This is a genomic window from Kitasatospora sp. NPDC059673 (genome assembly GCF_042734215.1).
Lineage (GTDB): Bacteria > Actinomycetota > Actinomycetes > Streptomycetales > Streptomycetaceae > Kitasatospora.
Window position 1 is genome coordinate 97,833 of record NZ_JBHWEN010000013.1, and the last position, 20,331, is coordinate 118,163.

Annotated in this window: 11 protein-coding genes, 1 pseudogene and 1 riboswitch; of the genes and pseudogenes, 8 read left to right on the plus strand and 4 right to left on the minus strand. The window is 72.3% G+C overall.

Translation table 11 applies throughout. The features are described 5' to 3' along the window. Window positions 1–27: 27 nt before the first annotated feature. Together ACFV18_RS17345 and ACFV18_RS17350 are read right to left on the minus strand one after the other, a co-directional pair. A complete protein-coding gene (locus ACFV18_RS17345) occupies window positions 28–1,848 on the minus strand; it encodes an S-adenosylmethionine:tRNA ribosyltransferase-isomerase (protein WP_380483968.1) in 1,821 nt (606 codons plus the stop codon). Between the two features lie 39 nt (window positions 1,849–1,887). Continuing rightward, the gene (locus ACFV18_RS17350; RefSeq protein ID WP_380483970.1) at window positions 1,888–3,063 is read right to left on the minus strand and encodes a winged helix DNA-binding domain-containing protein; all 1,176 of its coding nucleotides are present in this window, start codon (window positions 3,061–3,063) and stop codon (window positions 1,888–1,890) included. Window positions 3,064–3,479: 416 nt separating this feature from the next. Between ACFV18_RS17350 and ACFV18_RS17355 the strand changes: the two are divergent. The 5 genes and pseudogenes from ACFV18_RS17355 to ACFV18_RS17375 all read left to right on the plus strand — a co-directional run. Then, window positions 3,480–5,243 (plus strand): annotated as a pseudogene (locus tag ACFV18_RS17355) (glycoside hydrolase family 6 protein); the annotation flags it as partial. 323 nt (window positions 5,244–5,566) lie between these two features. Continuing rightward, window positions 5,567–6,373, plus strand: a complete 807-nt coding sequence (locus tag ACFV18_RS17360) for an SAM-dependent methyltransferase (protein ID WP_380483972.1) — start codon at window positions 5,567–5,569, stop codon at window positions 6,371–6,373. After that, window positions 6,370–8,619: a putative bifunctional diguanylate cyclase/phosphodiesterase gene (locus tag ACFV18_RS17365; protein WP_380483974.1), complete on the plus strand. Its 2,250-nt coding sequence runs from the start codon at window positions 6,370–6,372 to the stop codon at window positions 8,617–8,619. Before ACFV18_RS17360 ends, ACFV18_RS17365 begins: the two co-directional genes overlap by 4 nt. A 144-nt stretch (window positions 8,620–8,763) precedes the next feature. Continuing rightward, window positions 8,764–9,678 carry an NADP-dependent oxidoreductase gene (locus tag ACFV18_RS17370; protein ID WP_380483975.1) on the plus strand — a complete coding sequence of 305 codons (915 nt, stop codon included), beginning with the start codon at window positions 8,764–8,766 and terminating at the stop codon, window positions 9,676–9,678. Next, the gene (locus ACFV18_RS17375; protein ID WP_380483977.1) at window positions 9,675–10,439 is read left to right on the plus strand and encodes a VOC family protein; all 765 of its coding nucleotides are present in this window, start codon (window positions 9,675–9,677) and stop codon (window positions 10,437–10,439) included. The genes ACFV18_RS17370 and ACFV18_RS17375 overlap by 4 nt, the downstream gene beginning before the upstream one ends. A gap of 86 nt (window positions 10,440–10,525) precedes the next feature. Here the strand turns inward: ACFV18_RS17375 and lnt are convergent, their stop codons facing one another. After that, entirely contained in the window at window positions 10,526–12,082 is a 1,557-nt protein-coding gene (gene lnt, locus ACFV18_RS17380; protein WP_380483979.1) for an apolipoprotein N-acyltransferase, read from the minus strand. 158 nt (window positions 12,083–12,240) lie between these two features. Then, window positions 12,241–15,900 carry a cobaltochelatase subunit CobN gene (gene cobN, locus ACFV18_RS17385; RefSeq protein ID WP_380483981.1) on the minus strand — a complete coding sequence of 1,220 codons (3,660 nt, stop codon included), beginning with the start codon at window positions 15,898–15,900 and terminating at the stop codon, window positions 12,241–12,243. Between the two features lie 276 nt (window positions 15,901–16,176). Continuing rightward, a riboswitch (cobalamin riboswitch) is annotated at window positions 16,177–16,252 on the minus strand. 305 nt (window positions 16,253–16,557) lie between these two features. On the opposite strand from cobN, the gene ACFV18_RS17390 reads away from it, so the two are divergent. Genes ACFV18_RS17390 through ACFV18_RS17400 form a run of 3 tightly spaced genes read left to right on the plus strand, consistent with a single transcriptional unit; the run spans window position 16,558 to window position 20,329 of the window. Further along, window positions 16,558–18,126: a hypothetical protein gene (locus tag ACFV18_RS17390; protein ID WP_380483982.1), complete on the plus strand. Its 1,569-nt coding sequence runs from the start codon at window positions 16,558–16,560 to the stop codon at window positions 18,124–18,126. Then, a complete protein-coding gene (locus tag ACFV18_RS17395) occupies window positions 18,123–18,749 on the plus strand; it encodes a precorrin-8X methylmutase (protein ID WP_380483984.1) in 627 nt (208 codons plus the stop codon). The genes ACFV18_RS17390 and ACFV18_RS17395 overlap by 4 nt, the downstream gene beginning before the upstream one ends. Further along, window positions 18,746–20,329: a precorrin-2 C(20)-methyltransferase gene (locus ACFV18_RS17400; RefSeq protein WP_380483986.1), complete on the plus strand. Its 1,584-nt coding sequence runs from the start codon at window positions 18,746–18,748 to the stop codon at window positions 20,327–20,329. Before ACFV18_RS17395 ends, ACFV18_RS17400 begins: the two co-directional genes overlap by 4 nt. The last annotated feature ends 2 nt before the right edge of the window (window positions 20,330–20,331 follow it).

Here is a 20,331-nt window from a genome sequence, read left to right on the forward strand (position 1 = left end):
CTTCCGGAAGGTCGGCCCTGTTCCGGGCTAAAGAATGAGCATGCAGTCACCGAACATGTCGAACTCGTACCCGCCCTTTTCGAGGATCTCCGCATAGGACCGCATGACGAGATCCTTGCCCCCGAAGGCCGCCGTGAGCACAATGTGGCTGGAACGAGGCCGGTGCAGATTGGTCACCAGCCCCTTCACGATCCTGAACCGGAATCCCGGGTAGATGTAGAGATCCGTCCAGCCCTTCTGGGCCTGAACGGCTGCCGGGGGCCCGTCCTGAACCGTGAGTGATTCGAGCGTCCGCATCACTGTTGTGCCGACCGCGACGATCCGCCGCCCGTCGGCCAGCGCCCGATTGATCTGCGCAGCCGCCTTTTCGCCGACCTCGAAGTACTCGGACCGCACCTTGTGGTTCTCGACCTCCTCCGCACTGATGTGGCGCACCGCGAGGATTTCGGTGGCGCCCACGTGCAGCGTGATGTATGCAATCTCGACACCCTTTTCGGCAATCCGCTCCAGCAGCTCCCGCGAGAAATGCAGGCCCGCCGACGGGATCTCCAGCGAACCCGCCTTCTTGGCGTAGACCGAGCGGTACGCCCCGCGCGCAGCTTGCCAGTGCGCCGGATCGAGCGGGACGGTTTCGTCGCTGCGCCGCCCGTGCCGGTCGAGGGCCGGAACCAATCGCTCGGCGGGCTCGAACATGACTTTCCAGAGGTGGTCGGGCTGCGGCTCGACCAAGGTACATCGCAATTCTGGATCGTCGATCGAGGTCAGAGTGGCCCCGGGTCCGAGATTCAGTCCGGTGTCAATTCTTGCGATGTTCGCACCGTCGGGCTCATGGCCGAAGACGATGACGTCCATCGTCTTGCCGCCGTGCCGGAATGCCAGCGTGTTCGACATCATGTAGCTGTCGTTCAGCACCAGGAGATCGCCGGTCTGGAGATGGTCGAGGATGGAAGGGAATTCGGTGTGATCGATCGTCCCCGTCGCGCGTTCGAGCACCACCATCTTTCCGCTCTCACGATTCCGGCCGCGTAGTTCGACGGGATCGGTCGGCATGTCCTTCGCGTTGTGGTCGAACTCGAATTCTTCGGTCCTCATCGTCCGCCATCCTCTCGATACGAATCGTTGACGATCCGTGGCGCCCCCGATATCGACGAGTGGACCCGAACGGCCGCGCCGCCGCACCTCGGACCTGCCGTTCGGACCACGCGGACCACGCGGACTGCGCGGACCGCGCGGACCATGCGGGCCCGGGGGCGGCGGCACTGCTCCGGCCGCCGGCGCCCGGCACCCCACCTCGGCCAGCGCGCTGCTCAGCCGGGCCAATGAAATCGCGAGGTCGGGCTCGACCAAGTCCCGGTCAGTGGGCATGAGTTGACGCAGAGCGCCGACCAGGCCCGCAGTCAGCCGAACCTGCAGGCGGGCAGTGGCGCGCGAGCGCTCGGGCAGCGCGGCGATCGCCGACCCGACAGCCTCGATGCCGAGCCTGGCCCCGTCCAGCGCCCCTCCCAGCGCCGCGTCCAGGACCCGCAGCACCCGGTCGCGGTCGGCGGGGGCGACCGGCGTTGGAGTCCGCGTTGGCGGCCCGCGCGAGAGCGTGATCAGCTGCGCCTGCTGCGCCGGGACGACCGCGGCGAGCAGGGCGGACAGCGCATCGACGTCGGTGAGGGTGCGGGAGGCGTGGTACTCGGCGAGCCGGTCGGGCTGGAGCGAACCCCAGTCTGGAGCGAACCCCAGTAACGGTCGGAGCCGGCGGCCGGGTACAGCGCGGCCGGCCAGGCGGCGGCGTCCGGCACCTTGTCGGCGGGGAGGCGCCCCCCGCGCGTACGGCAGAGGGACGACGTGCCCCGGCACCTTCCCGCCGCCACCGGACCGCACCCACGAACGGGTGCATCAGGATGTGAGACGGCGCTCCAGCGGGGTGCGGAAGCGTGGCGTGACGCGGGCATCGCCGAGCACCGTGCGCAGCACACCGGCCTGAGCCTCGACGGTGGCCAAGGCCTCCCGGCCGGCATCCTCCAGGAGGTCGAACACCACCTCGCCGTCCGGGCGTTGGGCCCAGCCTCCGACGACCCGGCCGTTCCACCACACCGTCGGGCCGAGATTGCCCGAGCGGTCGATCAGTTGTGGACGATGGGTGGGGGGCAGGTACCAGTCCCGGTGCTTCACGCTCATCGCGCTCGGATCCAGGGCCGGCAGCAGTGCCGCCCACGGGGCCGGCTCCGCGACCGGATCGAGATCGCCGGGGAGGACGAACCCCGCCGCGCCGCCCGCGAGTTCCGCCTCGACGGCCGCGCACCCGGCCAGCGCCGCGCGCACCTCGCGGACACCCCAGCCGGTCCACCACACCAGGTCGTCCTCGGTCGCCGGGCCGTACGTGGCCAACCGGCGTCGCGCCAACTCCCGCTGCGCGTCGGCCCGTTCGGCGGCCGACGGTGCGGACGGGGCCGGCGGGCCCAGTGTCCAGCGGTGCTGGCTGCTGGTCCAACTGCCCACCGGGTGACGGCGAACGATGCTGCCCTCCATGCCGAGCAGTCGCAGCAGACGCATTCCGATCGGCTGCTCGGTGTGGTACGAGGTGCCCGCCCCGTAGTCGATCTTCTCGCGCAACTGCGGTACGAGGTTGCTGAGTTGACTGCCAGTCAGCTCGGAGTCGGCGAGGGCGGACCGGACGGCGGCCTCCACGCCGGCCGTCCAGGCGGCATCGCGTCCGGAGGCGGCGAAGTCCTTGAGCAGGCGGGCGCGTTCGCGGGCCACCAGCTTCGCCGTGGTGGAGGTGTACACCGTCGGGGCGAGCGCGGCGGGGACGGCGAACAGCGTGCTGCGCATGCCGTGTTGACGCAGCACCGTGCCGTCCCGGTACAGGGCCCGCTCGGTGTCGGCGATGCCGGGTGCGGCGAGCCGGGCCGAGACGGCGAGGAACAGCGTGGCGGCATCGGTGGCGTGCACGGCGACCAGATCGTCCACCACCTGCTCGACCCGCCTCGCCTTGGCCTCCCGGGCGAGGCGGTGCCGCCGGGCCAGCCGGGCGCGGCGCTGGTCGTCGTCGAACTGCGGTCGGGCGGGCACGCGTTCCTCCTCGGACTCAGGGGCGTCCTCAGCCTGCCACGATGCGCAGCTGCCGCACGTTCGCGGCACGGGCGTGAAGTTTCCCCGGGGCGACCGGCCCGCCCCCGGGGCGCGGCCGGAACGGCGGCGGGGCGGTGAACTGCGCGTCCGGGTACGGGGTCCGGTCGGGCGCATGCGGGAGCGCTCCCATGGTTTCTGCGCGACTCCTTGACGGCACCAGGAGGTCATGGCTTCATATCGGTTGTTGCCGGGCCGAGTTCGATCCCGTCCGGGCCAAGTATGGGAGCGCTCCCACAGGTTGGGGGTGCCCTCTGCCGAGTCCGTCCCCCAGCCGAAAGGACTCCGTCACTGTGTCGGCCAACCTGACACGCCGTCTTCGGACGGCGGCAGCGGCCGCGGTGCTCAGCGCCGCGACCGTGCTGCCGATCGCCGCCGCGACCGCCGCCGCCCACGCCGCGACCGCCGCCGCCCACGCCGCGACCGCCCGCGTGGACAACCCGTTCGTCGGCGCCGGGGTCTACGTGAACCCCGAATGGTCCGCCCGCGCCGCCGCCGAACCCGGCGGTTCCGCGGTCTCCACCCAGCCCACCGCCGTCTGGATGGACCGCATCGCGGCCATCGCTGGCGGCAACGGCGTGATGGGCCTGCGCGACCACCTGAACGCCGCCGTGCAGCAGGCCGCCGGCAAGCCGTACGTGTTCCAGGTCGTCATCTACGACCTGCCGGGCCGCGACTGCTCCGCGCTGGCCTCGAACGGCGAGCTCGGCCCCACCGACCTGCCGCGCTACAAGAGCGAGTTCATCGACCCGATCGCCGCCATCCTGGCCGACCCGGCCTACACGAACCTGCGGATCGTCACCACCGTCGAGATCGACTCGCTGCCGAACCTGGTCACCAACGCGGGCGGCACCGCCACCGCCACCCCCGCCTGCGACACCATGAAGGCCAACGGCAACTACATCAACGGCGTGGGCTACGCGCTCGCCAAGCTCGGCGCGATCCCGAACGTCTACAACTACGTGGACGCCGGTCACCACGGCTGGCTCGGCTGGGACTCCAACCTCCAGCCCACCATCGACGTCATCAAGCAGGCCGCCACCGCGTCCGGCTCGACCGTCAACAACGTCCAGGGCTTCATCACCAACACCGCCAACTACTCGGCGCTGCACGAGCCCAACTTCACCGTCGGCGACTCGGTCAACGGCACCTCGGTGCGCCAGTCGAAGTGGGTGGACTGGAACAACTACGTGGACGAGGCGAGCTACGCCAAGGCGTTCCGGGCCAAGGCGGTCGCGTCCGGCTTCGACGCGGGTGTCGGCATGCTGATCGACACCTCGCGCAACGGCTGGGGCGGCGCGAGCCGTCCCGCCGGCCCGGGCCCGAAGACCTCGGTGGACGCGTACGTGGACGGCGGCCGCATCGACCGCCGCTTCCAGACCGGCAACTGGTGCAACCAGTCCGGCGCGGGCCTCGGCGAACGCCCCAAGGCCGCACCCGAGGACGGCATCGCGGCGTACGTGTGGGTGAAGCCGCCCGGCGAGTCGGACGGCGCGAGCTCGGCGATCCCGAACGACGAGGGCAAGGGCTTCGACCGGATGTGCGACCCCACCTACACCGGCAACCCGCGCAACAACAACAACATGTCGGGCGCGCTGCCGAACGCCCCGCTCGCCGGGCACTGGTTCTCCGCGCAGTTCCAGGAACTGCTGAAGAACGCCTACCCGGCCCTCGGCCCGTCCACCGGCGACACCACCGCGCCGACCGCCCCGACCGGCCTGGCCGCCACCACCACCGCCAGCAGCGTCGCGCTGAGCTGGAGCGCCGCCACCGACAACGTCGGCGTCACCGGCTACGAGATCCACCGCGGCGGCACGCTGGTCGGCTCCACCTCCGGCACCTCCTACACCGACACCGGCCTGAGCGCCTCGACCGCGTACTCGTACACCGTCCAGGCACGCGACGCCGCGGGCAACGTCTCCGCGGCCTCCGCGGCATTCGTCGCCACCACCCAGGCATCCGGCGGCACCGGCGCCGGCTGCACCGCCACCTACAAGGTCACCAACGACTGGGGCGCGGGCTTCAACGCCGACGTCACCGTCACCGCCGGCAGCGCGGCGATCAAGACCTGGGAGGTCACCTGGAACTTCGGCGGCAACCAGCAGATCACCAACTTGTGGAACGGCCGGCTCGGCCAGTCCGGCCAGGCCGTCACCGTGACCAACCTCTCCTACAACGGACCCTCGCCGCCGGCGCCAGCACCGCGTTCGGCTTCGGCGCCACCTACTCCGGCACCAACGCCACCCCCACCCTCACCTGCACCGCCACCGGCTGACGCCCCCACCCCGCCGCCGCCCACCCGCACCCGCGCGGGCGGGCGGCGGCCCCGTGGTGACCAGTACGGCCGGTCGGACGGCGCCGCTTGCCGAGGGGATCGGAAGTATAGGAAGATCTTTACGTCCTGTTGCCATTTTTCGACCGATTGCCCGCCGGAAGGGGTGCCGTCATGGCGCGTCCGAACTGGGTGCCCGCGGGGACCGACCTCGACAAGCCCAACGCCGCCCGGGTCTACGACTACTACCTCGGCGGTTCCCACAACTTCGAGGTCGACCGGCAAATGGCACGCAAGGCCATGGAACTCTGGCCGGACCTGCCCAAGATCATGCGGGCCAACCGCGCGTTCCTGCACCGCGCCACCCAGTACGTCGCCGCCGAAGGCATCAGCCGCTTCCTCGACATCGGCTCCGGCATCCCCACCTTCGGTGCCGTCCACGAGGTCGCCCGCGAGTACCAGCCCGACGCCCGCGTCGTCTACATCGACATGGACCCGGTCGCCGTCGCCCACAGCCGCCTCATCCTCGCCGACGACGACCTGTGCCAGGTCGTCGACGCCGACCTGCGCAACACCGACGACCTGCTCTCCCGCCCCGAGGTCGAAGAGCTGCTCGCCCCCGGCGAGCCCGTCGCCGTCATCCTCAACGCCGTCATGCACTTCGTCACCGACGACGACGAGCCCGAGAAGATCCTCGCCAAACTCCGCGAAGCCCTCCCCAGCGGCAGCGCCCTGATCCTCTCGCACGCCGCCCTCGAGGGCCGCCCGGACCAGGCCGGCGCCCACCAGGACCTGTACCGCGCCACCCCCACGCCGCTCACCATGCGCAGCCGCGAACGGATCACCTCCTTCTTCGACGGCTTCGATCTCGTCGAACCCGGCGTGGTCTACCTGACCCAGTGGCGCCCCGACGACGCCGCCGCTGTTGACCCGCACCCCGAGCGGATCACCGGGATGGCCGGCGTCGGACGCCTGTCATGAACGAGGCGGCCGCCCCGGACAACGGGTTCCGTACCGCCTGGGCCGCCATGCTGCGCACCGGACACGGCGCGGCGGTGCGCCCCGGCGTCCTCAACCCGCTGATCGCGCGGACCGCCGACCTGCTGCACCGCGCCGCCCTGGAACACCCGTTCCGCCCGGAACTCGCCGGGCAGGTCGGCGCGCTGCTGATCGACAACCACTTCACCGACCCCCAACTGCTGTCCGAAGCAGTCCAGTTGCTCCAGAGCCACCCCGTCCCCGACGAGCGCGGCCCGGCCCTGTCCGGCGCGTTCGCGGCCGGCTGGGCGGCCGCTCTGCGCGAACGCACCCTGCGCGAGCAGGAGGCGATCCGGCTGGCCGCCGACACCGCCCGCCAGGAGGTCGAGAAGGCGCTGCGGGTCTCCGAGGCCCGCTTCCGCGCCCTGTTCGAATCCGCGGCGATCGGCATCGGTCTCGGCGACACCGACGGCAACATCCTGGCCGTCAACCGGGCCCTCGGCGAGATCTTCGGCGGCGGACCCGAGGACATGCAGGGCGTCCGCGTCAACGACCTCATGCACCCCGAGGACACCCCCGGCGTGTGGGAGGCCTACGAGGAACTGATCAGCGGCAAACGCGAGTACTTCCAGTTCGACAAGCCGTACTACCGGCGCGACGGCGAAGTGGTCTGGACGCACCTGACGGTCTCGCTGATCCGCGACGACGACGGCTCGCCGCTGTACCAGGTCGCGATGCTGGAGGACGTCACCGACCGCTACCGGCTCCAGGAACGCCTGCGCCACCAGGCCACCCACGACCCGCTGACCGGCCTGCCCAACCGGGCCGCGTTCTTCGAACGGCTGGAGCGGCTCTTCGAATCGCCCGAACCGGACGCCCGGTTCGGCCTGTGCTACGTCGATCTGGACGGCTTCAAGGTCGTCAACGACAGCCTCGGCCACGACATGGGCGACCAACTGCTGACCGTGGTCGCCGGCCGCCTGGAGTCCGCGCTCAGCCCGCTCGGGCACATGGTGGCCCGGCTCGGCGGCGACGAATTCGTGGTGCTGCTGGAGAACTGCCGCGGCGAACAGGAAGCCGTCGCCGCCGCCAAGACCGTCCTCGCCGCGCTCACCAAGCCCGTGGTGATCGGCGACCACCGGCTCGCCGTCGGCGCCAGCGTCGGGGTGCTGGAGCGACGGATCTCCAGCACCACCCCCGGCGCCGCCGTCCGCGCCGCCGACCTCACGCTGTACCGCGCCAAGGAGGCCGGTCGCGGCCGCTGGACCCTGTTCGACCCGAAGGAGAACGCGCGCGCCGTCAGCCGATACGCCGTATCGGTGCGGATGCCCGCCGCGCTCGACCGCGGCGAGTTCTTCATCGACTACCAGCCGATGATCGACCTCGGCACCGGCGCGATGACGGGCGTCGAGGCGCTGGTGCGCTGGCGCGACCCGGAGCTCGGCGTCATCGGCCCCGAGCAGTTCGTCGGCGTCGCCGAGGAGACCGGCCTGATCATGCCGCTCGGCCGCTGGGTGCTGGAACAGGCCTGCGAACAGGCCGCCGACTGGGTCGCCAGGTTCGGCGACCGCGCACCCAAGCTCAGCGTCAACCTGGCCGTCCGGCAGGCCCGCAACGCCGGACTGGTCGCCGACATCGACCGGATCCTGCGCAACACCGGACTCGACCCGTCCATGCTGCAGCTGGAGATCACCGAATCGACGGTGGTCGGCCCCGAGGACGAAGCCCTCAAGGCCCTGCACGCCCTGGTCGACATGGGCGTCTCGCTGGCCGTCGACGACTTCGGCACCGGCTGGTCCAACCTCGCCTACCTGCGCGACCTGCCGGTCTCCAACCTGAAGATCGCCGGGTCGTTCGTCGGCGACCTGCACGACCCCGCCAAGGACACCCACCTCGGCTGGCGGATCGTCAGCGGCCTGGTCTCGCTCGCCCACACCCTCGGCCTGTCCGTCACCGCCGAGGGTGTGGAGAGCCGCGCCGACGCCGAACGGCTGCGGCTGATGGGCTGCGACCTCGCCCAGGGCTGGCACTTCGGCCGGCCGGTGCGGCCCGCCGAGATCGCCCGCCGGATCGCCGAGGGCGACCCCGAACGGGCCGCCGAAGCCGCGCTCGGCGAAGCACCCGGCGGTGTCGACCGCAGGCACGCCCCGGACGGCGTCCGGCTCGACAGCGTGCACCACCGTCCCCTCCCCGCACGGGAGTTGACTACCGAGCCGGAACCCGCGCCCCGGGCCGACGGCGACTCCTGAGCTCCCGCCCGGCGCTTCGGCGCCCCCGTTCGGCCCACCCGCCGGCGCTCCCGTTCGGCCCACCCGTCCACGGCTACCGGCCGGTACCCCGGCAAGCTGAAGGGCGTCGGGGCTGAACCGGAGAGCAGGAAGAGGCGGGACGAGATGGTGAAGGCATTCGGGTTCGTCGCGTACGGCGGGCCGGAGCAGCAGACGTTCCTGGACCGGCCGCTGCCCGAACCCGGCCCCGGCGGGGTACGGATCGAGGTCAGGGCGGCCGGCGTCAACCCGGCCGACTGGAAGAAACGGGAAGGCTGGTTCGGAACGGCCGCCGAACCGCCCCTGGTGATGGGCAGCGAGGCCGCGGGCGTGGTGACCGCCGTGGGGGAGGAGGCCAACGGGTTCGCCGTCGGCGACGAAGTGTTCGGCATCGCGCCCGCCGGGGCGTTCGCCGAACAGGTACTGCTGTCCGCCCGCGCCACCGCGCACAAACCCGCCGCCGTCGGCTTCGACCAGGCCGCCGCGCTGCCCGTCGCCGCCGCCACCGCGTACGACGCGCTCCAGCAACTCGACCTGCGGGCCGGCGAGAGCCTGCTGATCGTCGGCATCTCCGGCGGCGTCGGCAGCGCCGCCACCCAGATCGCCCGCGCCCGCGGCATCACCGTCCTCGGCACCGCCGGCGCCGCCAGCGCCGACCACGTCCGCGCCCTCGGCGGAACACCCGTCCGCTACGGCGACGGCGTCGCCGCCCGGCTCCGGGAAGCCGCCCCCGACGGCGTGGACGCGATCCTCGACCTGGTCGGCGGAGCGGCCGTCCGCGACGTCGCCGGGGCACTGCGCCGGCCCGGGCGGCTGGTGTCCACCGCCGACCGCGCCACCGCCGAGGAACTCGGCGGCGCGTACGTGCGACGCGACGGCACCGCGACCGTGCTCACCGTCCTCGCCGAACTGGTCGCCGACGGCGCGCTCGACGCCCAAATCAGCGCCAGGTACCCACTGGAGCGCGCCGCCGAGGCGATCGCCGAGGTCGAGTCCGGGCACGCCCGCGGCAAGCTGATCCTGGAGATGAACCGCCCGTGAAAATCACCGAGTTCACGCCCGGAGCGCCCTGCTGGGTCGAACTGTCCACCAAGGACCCCATCGCGGCCAGGACCTTCTACCACGAGCTGTTCGGCTGGCGCACCGAACCCATCCCGCTGGAGAAGGCGATGGGCTACACCCGGCTGTACGCCGGAGAGCAACTCGCCGCCGGACTGGTCGGGTTGGCGAAGGCCGAGCAGCCCACCGCGTGGAACATCAGCTTCCACACCACCGACGCCGACGCCACCGCAGAGAAGATCACCGCCGGTGGCGGCAGCCTGATCGTCCCGCCGACGGACGCCTTCGACTGGGGACGGTTCACCGTCGCCCGCGACCCCGGCGGTGCGGTCTTCTGCGGCTGGCAACCCGGAACCCTGCGCGGCTGCGACGTGATCAACGAACCTGGCGCGCTCGGCTGGGTGGAACTCGCCACCCGCGACCCGCAGGGCGCCACCGAGTTCTACCCCCGGGTGTTCGGCTGGAGCGTCACCACCGGCGAGATGTACACCCAATTCGGCCTGGAGGGACGGGACTTCGGCGGCATGATGGACATGGCCGACCAGTTCCCGGCCGAAGTCCCGCCGTACTGGATGCCGTACTTCGCGGTCGCCGACGTCGACCTGAGCGCCGAGCGCGCCGCGCTGCTCGGCGCCACCGTCACGCTGCCGCCCACCGACGTCCCCGACGGCCCGCGCCTCGCCGTGCTGCGCGACCCGCAGGGCGCGGTGTTCGGCATCCACGTGGCGTACCGGGAGAGTTGAGGCCGCAGCGGGGCGGGTACGACAGACTCGCCTGCTGGGCGGGCGAGTCACGGTACGGCTGTGATTCGGCTGCGGGGTACGGGAGTTCAGACCCTGGCCGACGGCAGATCCGGCGACGGCAAGGCCGGCTCGCCCCGGCGGCGACGCTCACGCAGCCGGGGCAGCGCAGCCGCCGCCCCGGCCGTCGCCGTCACCACCAGTGCCGTCAGCGGCACCCAGTCGCCCAGCCGGACGTACCACGTCCGGGCCGCCGGATCGGCCGGCGCCACCCGGACCGTCACCGCGCCCGACTCGCCCGTGGTCAGGTGCACCAGCCGGCGGCCCTGCGCGTCGTACGCCACCGACTCGCCCGTCAACGCCGCCTGCACCACCGGGCGGCCGGTCTCCGCCGCCCGGATCGCCCCCAGCGAGGCGTGCTGCGCCGGGGCCCAGGTGGACTGGAACGTCGAGGTCGCCGACTGGTACACGATCAGCCCGGCGCCTTCTCGGGAGGCGGCGCGCGACATGTCCGGGAACGCCGACTCGAAGCAGATCAGGGTACCGACCGGCAGTGGACGGCCGTCCCGCCCCACCACCGGCAGCAGGTGCACCGAGCTGCCCGGGGCCCGGTTCTCGCCCGCCGCCGAACTCACCCCCGCGATCCAGCCCAGCAGCGGACGCAGCGGAATGTACTCGCCGAACGGCACCAGCCGGATCTTGCGGTAGCGCGCCACGATGCCCGAGGGGTCCACCAGCACCGCGTCCTTGGAGATCCGGCCGTCCGCCTTCCGGGCGTCCTCGCCGACCAGCAGCCGCGCGCCCGTCGAAGCGGACAGCGCCGTCAGCCGGCCCAGCGTCGCGCCGTCCCGGTCCAGATCGGCGGTGGTCGAACTCTCGCCCCACACCACCAGATCCACCGGGCGGCCCGCCAACGACCGGGTGATCCGGACGTTCGCCTCCAACCGGGCCTGCTCGTCCGGCGTCTGGCCCGCCTGCACCAGCGCCACCGTCGCCGAACCGCGAGTGGCCGGCGCGGCCTGCGCGGCGAACGCCAACGGACCCGCCAGCACCGAGGCCAGCGCCGTCGCACCCGCCAGCAGCCGCAGCCGCACACCGCGGGCCAGCACCACGATCGTCAACGCGGTGTTGACCGTCACCAACGCCCAACTCACCAGCCACACCCCGCCGATCGAGGCCAGCCCGAGCACCGCCGGATGCTCCCACTGCGACGCGCCCAGCAGCGCCCACGGCCCGCCCAGCGCATGCCAGGACCGGGCGAACTCGGCGCTCACCCACACCGCCGGCACCACCACCAGGGCCGCCGCCGACCGGCGGAGCGTCAACTTGCCGTGCAACAACCACCACACGGCCAGGCCCACCGGCGCCTGCAACACCCCGAACACCACCGCCAGCAGCGGCAGCGCCGGGCCGATCGACGGGATCAGCCAGTACATGGCAGTCAGGATGAACCCCGCCCCGAACCACCAGCCGCGCACCGCCGCCTCGCGCGCCCCGCCCGCCGCGCGCATCAGCAACAGCCCCGGCACCAGCGCCACCCAGGCGAGGACCGCCAGACCCGCGCCGGGGAACGTCAGAACGGGCAGCGCACCCGCGACCAGCGCGCCGTAGCGCGCCGGGCGGGTGAGGGCGATTCGCAGGCTCATGTGGAAATTGTCCGCCCGGGCGGGGTGGAAGGCACCCCTATTCGATCATCGGAACGTCAAGTGTCGCCCCGGTGTCGTCCGGCGTTGCCCCGGCGTCGTCGGGCGTTGCCCCGGTGTGGCCCCGGTGTCGTCCGGAGTTCACGGCCCCGGGTTCGTGTTCACTCGCCCTCCAGGTCGCCCTCGGTCTCCAGGAAGACCTGCCGCAGCTCCGCCAGCAGCGCCGGGTCCGGCTCCGCCCACAGGCCGCGCTCGGCGGCCTCCAGCAGGCGCTCCGAAATTCCGTGCAGCGCCCACGGGTTGGCCTCGGCGAAGAACTCGCGGTTGACCGGGTCGAGGACGTACTCCTCGGTGAGCTTCTCGTACATCCAGTCCGCGACCACGCCGGTGGTAGCGTCGTAGCCGAACAGGTAGTCCACCGTCGCGGCCATCTCGAAAGCACCCTTGTAGCCGTGTCGGCGCATCGCCTCCAGCCAGCGCGGATTCACCACCCGCGCCCGGAACACCCGGGCCGCCTCCTCGGTGAGCGTACGGGTGCGCACCGTCTCCGGGCGGGTCGAGTCGCCGATGTACGCCGCCGGGCTGCTGCCCGTCAGCGCGCGCACGGTGGCCACCATGCCGCCGTGGTACTGGAAGTAGTCGTCGGAATCGGCGATGTCGTGCTCGCGGGTGTCGGTGTTCTTGGCCGCCACCGTGATCCGCCGGTAAGCGCTTTCCATTTCCTCCCGGGCCGGCCGCCCGTCCAGCCCCCGGCCGTACGCGTACCCGCCCCACACCGTGTACACCTCGGCCAGGTCCGCGTCGGTGCGCCAGTCCCGGCTGTCGATCAGCTGCAACAGACCCGCGCCGTACGTGCCCGGACGGGAGCCGAACACCCGGACGGTGGCCCGGCGTTCGTCACCGTGCTCGGCCAGGTCCGCCTGCACGTGCGCCCGGACGAAGTTCTGCTCGGCGGGCTCCTCCTGGCGGGCCGCCAACCGCACCGCGTCGTCCAGCAGCGCCACCACGTGCGGGAACGCGTCCCGGAAGAACCCGGAGATGCGCAGCGTCACATCGATCCGGGGACGGCCCAACTCCTCGAGCGGGATCGCCTCCAGACCCGTCACCCGGCGCGAAGCGTCGTCCCACACCGGGCGGACACCCAGCAGCGCGAGCGCCTCGGCAATGTCGTCACCCGCGGTGCGCATCGCGCTCGTACCCCACAGCGACAGGCCCACCGAGGACGGGAACTCCCCGTTGTTGTCGGCCCGATAACGCTCGATCAGGGACGCGGAAAGCGCTTGCCCGGTCTCCCAGGCGAGCCGGCTCGGCACCGCCTTCGGATCCACCGAGTAGAAATTCCGCCCCGTCGGCAGCACGTTGACCAGCCCGCGCAACGGCGACCCCGACGGCCCCGCCGGAACGAAGCCGCCCTGCAGCGCATGCAGCACCGCGTCCAACTCGTCCGTGGTGGCCGCGAGTCGGGGCACCACCTGGGCCGCCGCGAAAGCCAGCACCTCGGAGACGGCCGCGGGCAGACCGGCGGCGACCTTCTCCACGGCCGCCGGGTTCCAGTCCTCGGCCTCCATCGCCTCCACCAGCGCCCGCGCCTGAGCCTCGGCCGCGTCCGTCGCCCCCAGCGCCAGCGCCGCCTCGTCCAGACCGAGCGCCTCGCGCAGACCCGGCAGCGCACTCACACCGCCCCAGATCTGCCGCGCCCGCAGAATGGCCAGGACGATGTTGACCCGGTCCGCGCCACGCGGAGCCTGGCCGAGCACGTGCAGACCGTCACGGATCTGCGCGTCCTTCACCTCGCACAGCCAGCCGTCCACGTGCAGCAGGAAGTCGTCGAACCCGTCGTCCTCCGGCCGCTCCGCCAACCCCAGGTCGTGGTCCAGCTTCGCGGCCTGGATCAACGTCCAGATCTGCGCCCGGATCGCCGGCAGCTTCGCCGGATCCATCGCCGCGATGTTCGAGTGCTCGTCCAGCAGTTGCTCAAGACGCGCGATGTCACCGTACGAATCGGCCCGCGCCATCGGCGGCACCAGATGATCGACCAGCGTGGCATGCGCCCGGCGCTTCGCCTGCGTGCCCTCACCCGGATCGTTCACCAGGAACGGGTAGACGAGGGGCAGATCACCGAGGGCGGCATCCGGACCGCACTCCGCGGACAGCGCCGCCGTCTTGCCCGGCAGCCACTCCAGATTGCCGTGCTTGCCCAGGTGCACCACCGCGTGCGCACCGAACCCGCCGTCCTGCTGCGCCGCCGCGATCCAGCGGTACGCCGCCAGGTAGTGGTGGCTCGGCGGCAGGTCCGGGTCGTGGTAGATCGCCACCGGGTTCTCGCCGAACCCGCGCGGCGGCTGGATCAGGACCAGCAGATTGCCCGACCGGAGCGCGGCCAGCACGATGTCGCCGTCCGGGTTCTGCGACCGGTCCACGTACAGCTCGCCCGGCGCCGGACCCCAGTGCTCCTCCACCCGCTCGCGCAGCGCCGCCGGGAGAGCGGCGTACCAGCGCCGGTAGTCGGCGGCCGGGATGCGTATCGGGTTGCGGGCGAGCTGGTCCTCCGTCAGCCACGCCTGGTCGTAGCCGCCCGCCTCGATCAGGGCGTGGATCAGGGCGTCGCCGTCGTGGCCGTGGCCGGTGTCGGTGTGCAGGCCCGGGAGGCTGTCGCCCAGGTCCATGCCCTCCGCACGCAGCCGCTCCAGCAGCCGGATCGCCGAGGCCGGGGTGTCCAGACCGACCGCGTTGCCGACCCGCGCATGCTTGGTCGGATAAGCGGACAGGACGAGCGCGAGGCGCCGTGCGGACGCCGGAGTGTGACGCAACCGGGCATGCCGCACGGCGATCCCGGCCACCCGCGACGCACGTTCGGGGTCCGCTGCGTACACCGTAAGCCCGTCCTCGTCGACCTCCTTGAACGAGAACGGAACAGTGATCAGCCGACCGTCGAACTCCGGGACCGCCACCTGCGTCGCCGTGTCCAACGGCGACAGCCCGTCGTCGCTGCCCTCCCACTGCGCCCGCGACCAGGTCAGGCACAACGCCTGCAGGATCGGCCGGTCCAACGCCGCCAACGCCCCCGCGTCCCAAGCCTCTTCGTCACCACCCGCCTGCGCATCGGCCGGCCGCGTGCCGCCCGCCGCCAGCACCGTCGTCACGATCACATCGGCCGCACCCAGCTCCGCCAGCAACTCCGGCTCCGCGCCGCGCAACGAGGCGCAGAAGTACGCGCGGGCCTGCGCGCCCTCGTCCTCGATCGCCCGGCAGAGCGTCTCCACGAACGCAGTGTTGCCGCTCATGTGGTGCGCCCGGTAGTACAGCACCGCGACGGAAGGGCCTTCGCTCTGCGGGCGGGTGGGGCTTTCCAACGGGGTGCCGGCGGTGCGCTCCAGCGGCGTGCGGGCGGTGCGCTCCAACGGACCCCAGGACGGGGCCGAGGCCGGCGGCGCGAAACCGTGACCGGTCAGCAGCACCGTGTCCGACAGGAACGCACCCAGCTCCGCCAGGTTCGCCGGACCACCGTGCGCCAGGTACGCGTGCGCCTCCGCCGCGATGCCCGCCGGCACCGTCGACAACTCCATCAACTGCGCGTCCGGCGCCTGCTCACCCGTCAGCACCACCACCGGACGCGGCCCCGCGAGCAGCGCGTCCAGCCCCTCCTGCCAGGCCCGGCGCCCACCCAGCAGCCGCACCACCACCAGCTCCACACCCTCCAGCAGAGCGGGCAGCTCGGCGGGGTCCAGGCGCGCCGGATTGCCCCAACGGAAGCGCACCGGCCCGCTCGACGCCCGGGCACTCAGCAGGTCCGTGTCCGACGTGGACAGCAACAGGATCATGCGAAAGCCCTCCCGGGCGTCTCGAACAGCGCGAACAACGCGAACAACGCGAACAACGCGGACAACGCGAACAACCCGGACAGCCCGGTCGTCGGGGCACAGGTGCGGTCGAGGATGAGGAACGGCCCGATGGGCGGCACGGCAGACGTCGCGACGGACCACCCGGTGGGGACAGAGCCCACGGGCATCCGGGGCACCCGCCAGGATGCGGGCATGCGGCAGCGCATGGCACGGACCTTCCTCGGGGTCCTCGCCCCGGGCAGTGGAGGACGGCCGGAGTTCCTGGCTCCCACGGCTCACTGAGCCGCGGTCACAGTGGCGGGACCGCACCGGATTCGCACCGGACTTCCTCCGCTGTGCCGTCGCTGGCAGCGGACACCCCGAGGGGCGCCCGCCAGCATCGTACGGGTTGATGGCCCATCGGCGGGAGTGTGACCTGCGCCGCGCCTCCGCCCACGGCCCCGGGCATCCGCGCTGACCTGGGTACTTGGCCGGCGAGCGGGGAGGGATGACGGTGGCTGGGCGATGGTCGGGGGCGAGGCCGGGTTGGTGGCCGGGGCGACGGTCGGGGCTGAGGCCGGGCCGGTGGTCGGGGCAACGATCGGGGCGACGGTCGGGGCAGTGGCGCGATTCGCGGCCATGGGTATGCTCGCCGCCATGCCACCCACACCCGACGCCCTTGCGGCACCCTTCGTCGGGCCCGACCGAGGCCGCGCCGACGCCTGCCCCGGCGCGCTCCGCCTGCACCCCGCCGAGGACGGTCACCTCGCCCGACTCCGGCTGCCCGGCGGCTACTTGACGCATCGTCAGATCCTCGCCCTGGCCGACGCGGCCGACGCGCTGGGTGACGGCGAAGTCGAGATCACCTCCCGCGGCAACCTCCAGCTGCGCGGTCTGCGCGAACAGTGCGCCACCGACCTCGCCGAACGACTGCGCACCGTCGGCCTGTTGCCCTCCGACACCCACGAACGCGTCCGCAACATCGTCGCCTCCCCGCTGTCCGGTCTCGACGGCCGCGGCTGCTTGGACCTCGATCTCCCGGGCTGGGTACGGGAGGTGGACGCTTCCCTGTGCGCCGCCCCCTGGGCTGCCCGACTCTCCGGCAAGTTCCTGTTCGCCCTCGACGACGGCCGCGGCGACACCGCCGCCCTCTCCGCCGATGTGACCTTGATCGCAATCGGCGACGGCCGCGCCCTGCTGCGCCTCGGCCGCGCCCGCCACGCCACCACCGTCGACCACCCCGTATCCGCCGCCCTCGACGCCGCCCGCCACTTCCTCGACCTGGCCGCCGGCCGCGCCTGGCACCTGCGCGAAGTCCAGGACGAACTGCCGGTCGGTGACGTACCGCTGCCACGATTCGCGGGGGAGCGGCCCGCGCTGGGTGCTGTGCCCGGTGGCGGAGTGTCGGTCGGGCTGCGCTTCGGGCGCGCGACCAGCGCGCAGTGGCGACTGCTGGCGGACGTGCTGGCGTCGGCGGGTGGGGGAGCGGGCAACGATGGCCCGAGCGTGCGGCTCACCCCGTGGCGCGGAGTCGTGGTTCCCGGAGCCGGGGCGGACTGGTTGCCACGTCTCGCCGACGCGGGCTTTCGGGTCGAGTCCGGCGGCCCCTGGGAGGGCGTCAGTGCCTGCACCGGCCTGCCCGGTTGCGGGAAAGCGCTTGCGGACGTCCGGGCCCAGGCCGCCCGTGCGATTGCCGCGGTTCCGGTCGAGGGTCTGCCCGTGCACTGGTCCGGCTGCGAACGCCGCTGTGGACACCCCGCCGGCCGCTGGGTCGATGTACTGGCCACCGCGACCGGGTACCGGATCGCTGTGGATGGCCGGGGCCGGGAGATCGACCGGACCGCGTCGGGCGACAGCGGCGAGATCGTCCGTGCGGGGATCAACTCCGATGGGAGTGACCTCACCGGCGGGGGCGGCGCCGACGAGAACATCTACGCACAGATAGTCCGTGCGGGGATCAACTCGGTCGGCAGCAACACCGGAGACAGCAACACCGGAGGCAGCACCACCACCGAGTGCGACAGCACCGAGTACGACAGCACCGGGTACGACAGCACCGAGTACGACAGCACCGGGTACGACAGCACCGAGTACGACAGCACCGAGCGCGACAGCACCGAGTACGACAGCACCGAGTACGACAGCACCGAGCACGACAGCACCGAGAACCACCTCGCCGAGGCAGTCGCCGAGGCGCGCAATGCCGAATGGCGGAGGACCGAATGATCGACTACGAGAAGGACGGCGCAGCCATCTACCGCCAGTCCTTCGCCACCATCCGCGCCGAGGCCGACCTCGCCGCGTTGCCTGCCGACGTGGCTCAGGTCGCGGTCCGGATGATTCACGCGTGCGGGATGACCGACCTGGTCGAGGACCTGCTGTGGTCGCCGAACGTGGTCGCCGACGCCCGGCGTGCCCTGCGGGCCGGCGCGCCGATCCTGTGCGACGTCAACATGGTTGCCAGTGGCGTGACCCGCAAGCGGTTGCCCGCTGACAACGAGGTGATCTGCACCCTCACGGACCCGTCGGTGCCCGAACTCGCCCGCGCCATGGGCACCACCCGCAGCGCGGCCGCGATGGAGCTCTGGTTGCCCCGGCTGGAGGGTTCCGTGGTTGCCGTCGGCAACGCGCCCACCTCGCTGTTCCGGCTGCTGGAGATGATCGAGGCCGGCGCGCCCCGACCCGCCGCCGTGATCGGCGTCCCCGTCGGCTTCATCGGCGCCGCCGAGTCCAAGCAGGCCCTGGCCGAACACCCGGCCGCACTGGAACACCTGGTGGTCCGGGGCCGCCGGGGCGGCAGCGCGATCGCCGCTGCCGCGATCAACGCGATTGCGAGCGAACAGGAATGACGGAGCGTCAGAAATCTGTCGAGGCCGGTCGCTCGGCGACGGCCGGGCGGCTGTACGGCGTCGGCGTAGGGCCGGGTGACCCGTCGCTGATCACGGTGCGCGCCGCCGAACTCATCGGCCGGGCCGATGTCATCGCCTACCACTGTGCGCGCCACGGCCGCTCGCACGCCCGGGCCATCGCCGAGCGCTATCTGACTGGCCATCAGATAGAAGAGCGGCTGATGTACCCCGTCACCGTGGAGACCACCGACCACCCCGGCGGCTATCGGGGTGCGCTGGACGACTTCTACCAGGAGGCGTCCGACCGTCTGGCCGCGCACCTCGACGCCGGGCGCACTGTCGTGGTGCTCGCCGAGGGCGACCCGCTGTTCTACGGCTCCTACCAGCACATGCACAAGCGCCTCGCGCACCGCTACCCCACCGAGGTGGTGCCGGGCGTCACCTCCATCAGCGCTGCCGCTGCTCGCCTCGGCGCCCCGCTGGTGGAGGCCGAGGAGGTCCTGACGATCATCCCAGGCACCCTGCCGGAGGAGGAATTGACGGCGCGCCTTGCCGCCACCGACTCCGCCGTCATCATGAAGCTCGGCCGCACCTTCCCCACTGTTCGCCGCGCCCTGGAGCGGGCCGGGCGGCTGGACGAGGCCCGGTACGTCGAGCGCGCCACCATGGACGGCGAACGCACCGGCCGGCTCGCCGAGATCGACGCCGACAGCGTGCCGTACTTCTCGGTCGCCGTCCTGCCCAGCCGGGTCGCCGCCCTCGGCTCCGACGGCCGGCCCTTCGAGGCGCTGGCGGCGCGCGGAGACGAACTCCCGGACGCCGAACCGGAGATGGGCGAGGTCGTGGTGGTCGGGACCGGCCCGGCCGGGCCGCTGTGGCTGACACCCGAGGCGCGCGGGGCGCTCGCCAACGCGACCGACCTGGTCGGCTACACGACCTACCTGGACCGGGTGCCGGTCCGTGCGGGGCAGGTGCGGCACGGCTCCGACAACAAGGTCGAGGGCGTACGGGCGGAATTCGCTCTGGAGTTGGCGCGTCGGGGCCGCCGGGTCGCGGTCGTCTCCTCGGGCGACCCCGGCGTGTTCGCGATGGCCACCGCCGTGCTGGAGGCCGCCTGCCAGGACCCGTACCGGGACGTCGCCGTCCGGGTGCTGCCCGGGGTGACGGCCGCGCACGCCGCCGCGTCCCGGGCCGGTGCGCCGCTCGGCCACGACTACGCGGTGATCTCGCTCTCCGACCGGCTCAAGCCCTGGGACGTGATCGCCCGCCGGCTGCGCGCCGCCGCGGCGGCCGACCTGGTGCTCGCGCTGTACAACCCCGGCTCCAAGTCCCGCACCACCCAGGTGGGTTCGGCGCGTGACCTGCTGCTGGAGTACCGCGACCCGGCGACGCCCGTGGTGATGGCCCGCGACGTGGGCGGCCCCACCGAGCGGGTCCGCACCGTCGCACTGGCCGAACTCGACCCCGCAGAGGTCGACATGCGCACCCTGCTGCTGATCGGCTCCACCCAGACCCAGTGGGTGCAGCGCGGCGACGACCGTGACGTGGTGTGGACGCCGCGCCGTTACCCGGACAGCTGATC

What these genes read in the sequence shown, in the direction of transcription:
- ACFV18_RS17360 (WP_380483972.1), top strand. Translation starts at nt 5,567, where the DNA reads ATGGCGCGTCCGAACTGGGTGCCCGCGGGGACCGACCTCGACAAGCCC.
- ACFV18_RS17365 (WP_380483974.1), top strand. Translation starts at nt 6,370, where the DNA reads ATGAACGAGGCGGCCGCCCCGGACAACGGGTTCCGTACCGCCTGGGCC.
- ACFV18_RS17370 (WP_380483975.1), top strand. Translation starts at nt 8,764, where the DNA reads ATGGTGAAGGCATTCGGGTTCGTCGCGTACGGCGGGCCGGAGCAGCAG.
- lnt (WP_380483979.1), bottom strand. Translation starts at nt 12,082, where the DNA reads ATGAGCCTGCGAATCGCCCTCACCCGCCCGGCGCGCTACGGCGCGCTG.
- cobN (WP_380483981.1), bottom strand. Translation starts at nt 15,900, where the DNA reads ATGATCCTGTTGCTGTCCACGTCGGACACGGACCTGCTGAGTGCCCGG.
- ACFV18_RS17390 (WP_380483982.1), top strand. Translation starts at nt 16,558, where the DNA reads ATGCCACCCACACCCGACGCCCTTGCGGCACCCTTCGTCGGGCCCGAC.
- ACFV18_RS17395 (WP_380483984.1), top strand. Translation starts at nt 18,123, where the DNA reads ATGATCGACTACGAGAAGGACGGCGCAGCCATCTACCGCCAGTCCTTC.
- ACFV18_RS17400 (WP_380483986.1), top strand. Translation starts at nt 18,746, where the DNA reads ATGACGGAGCGTCAGAAATCTGTCGAGGCCGGTCGCTCGGCGACGGCC.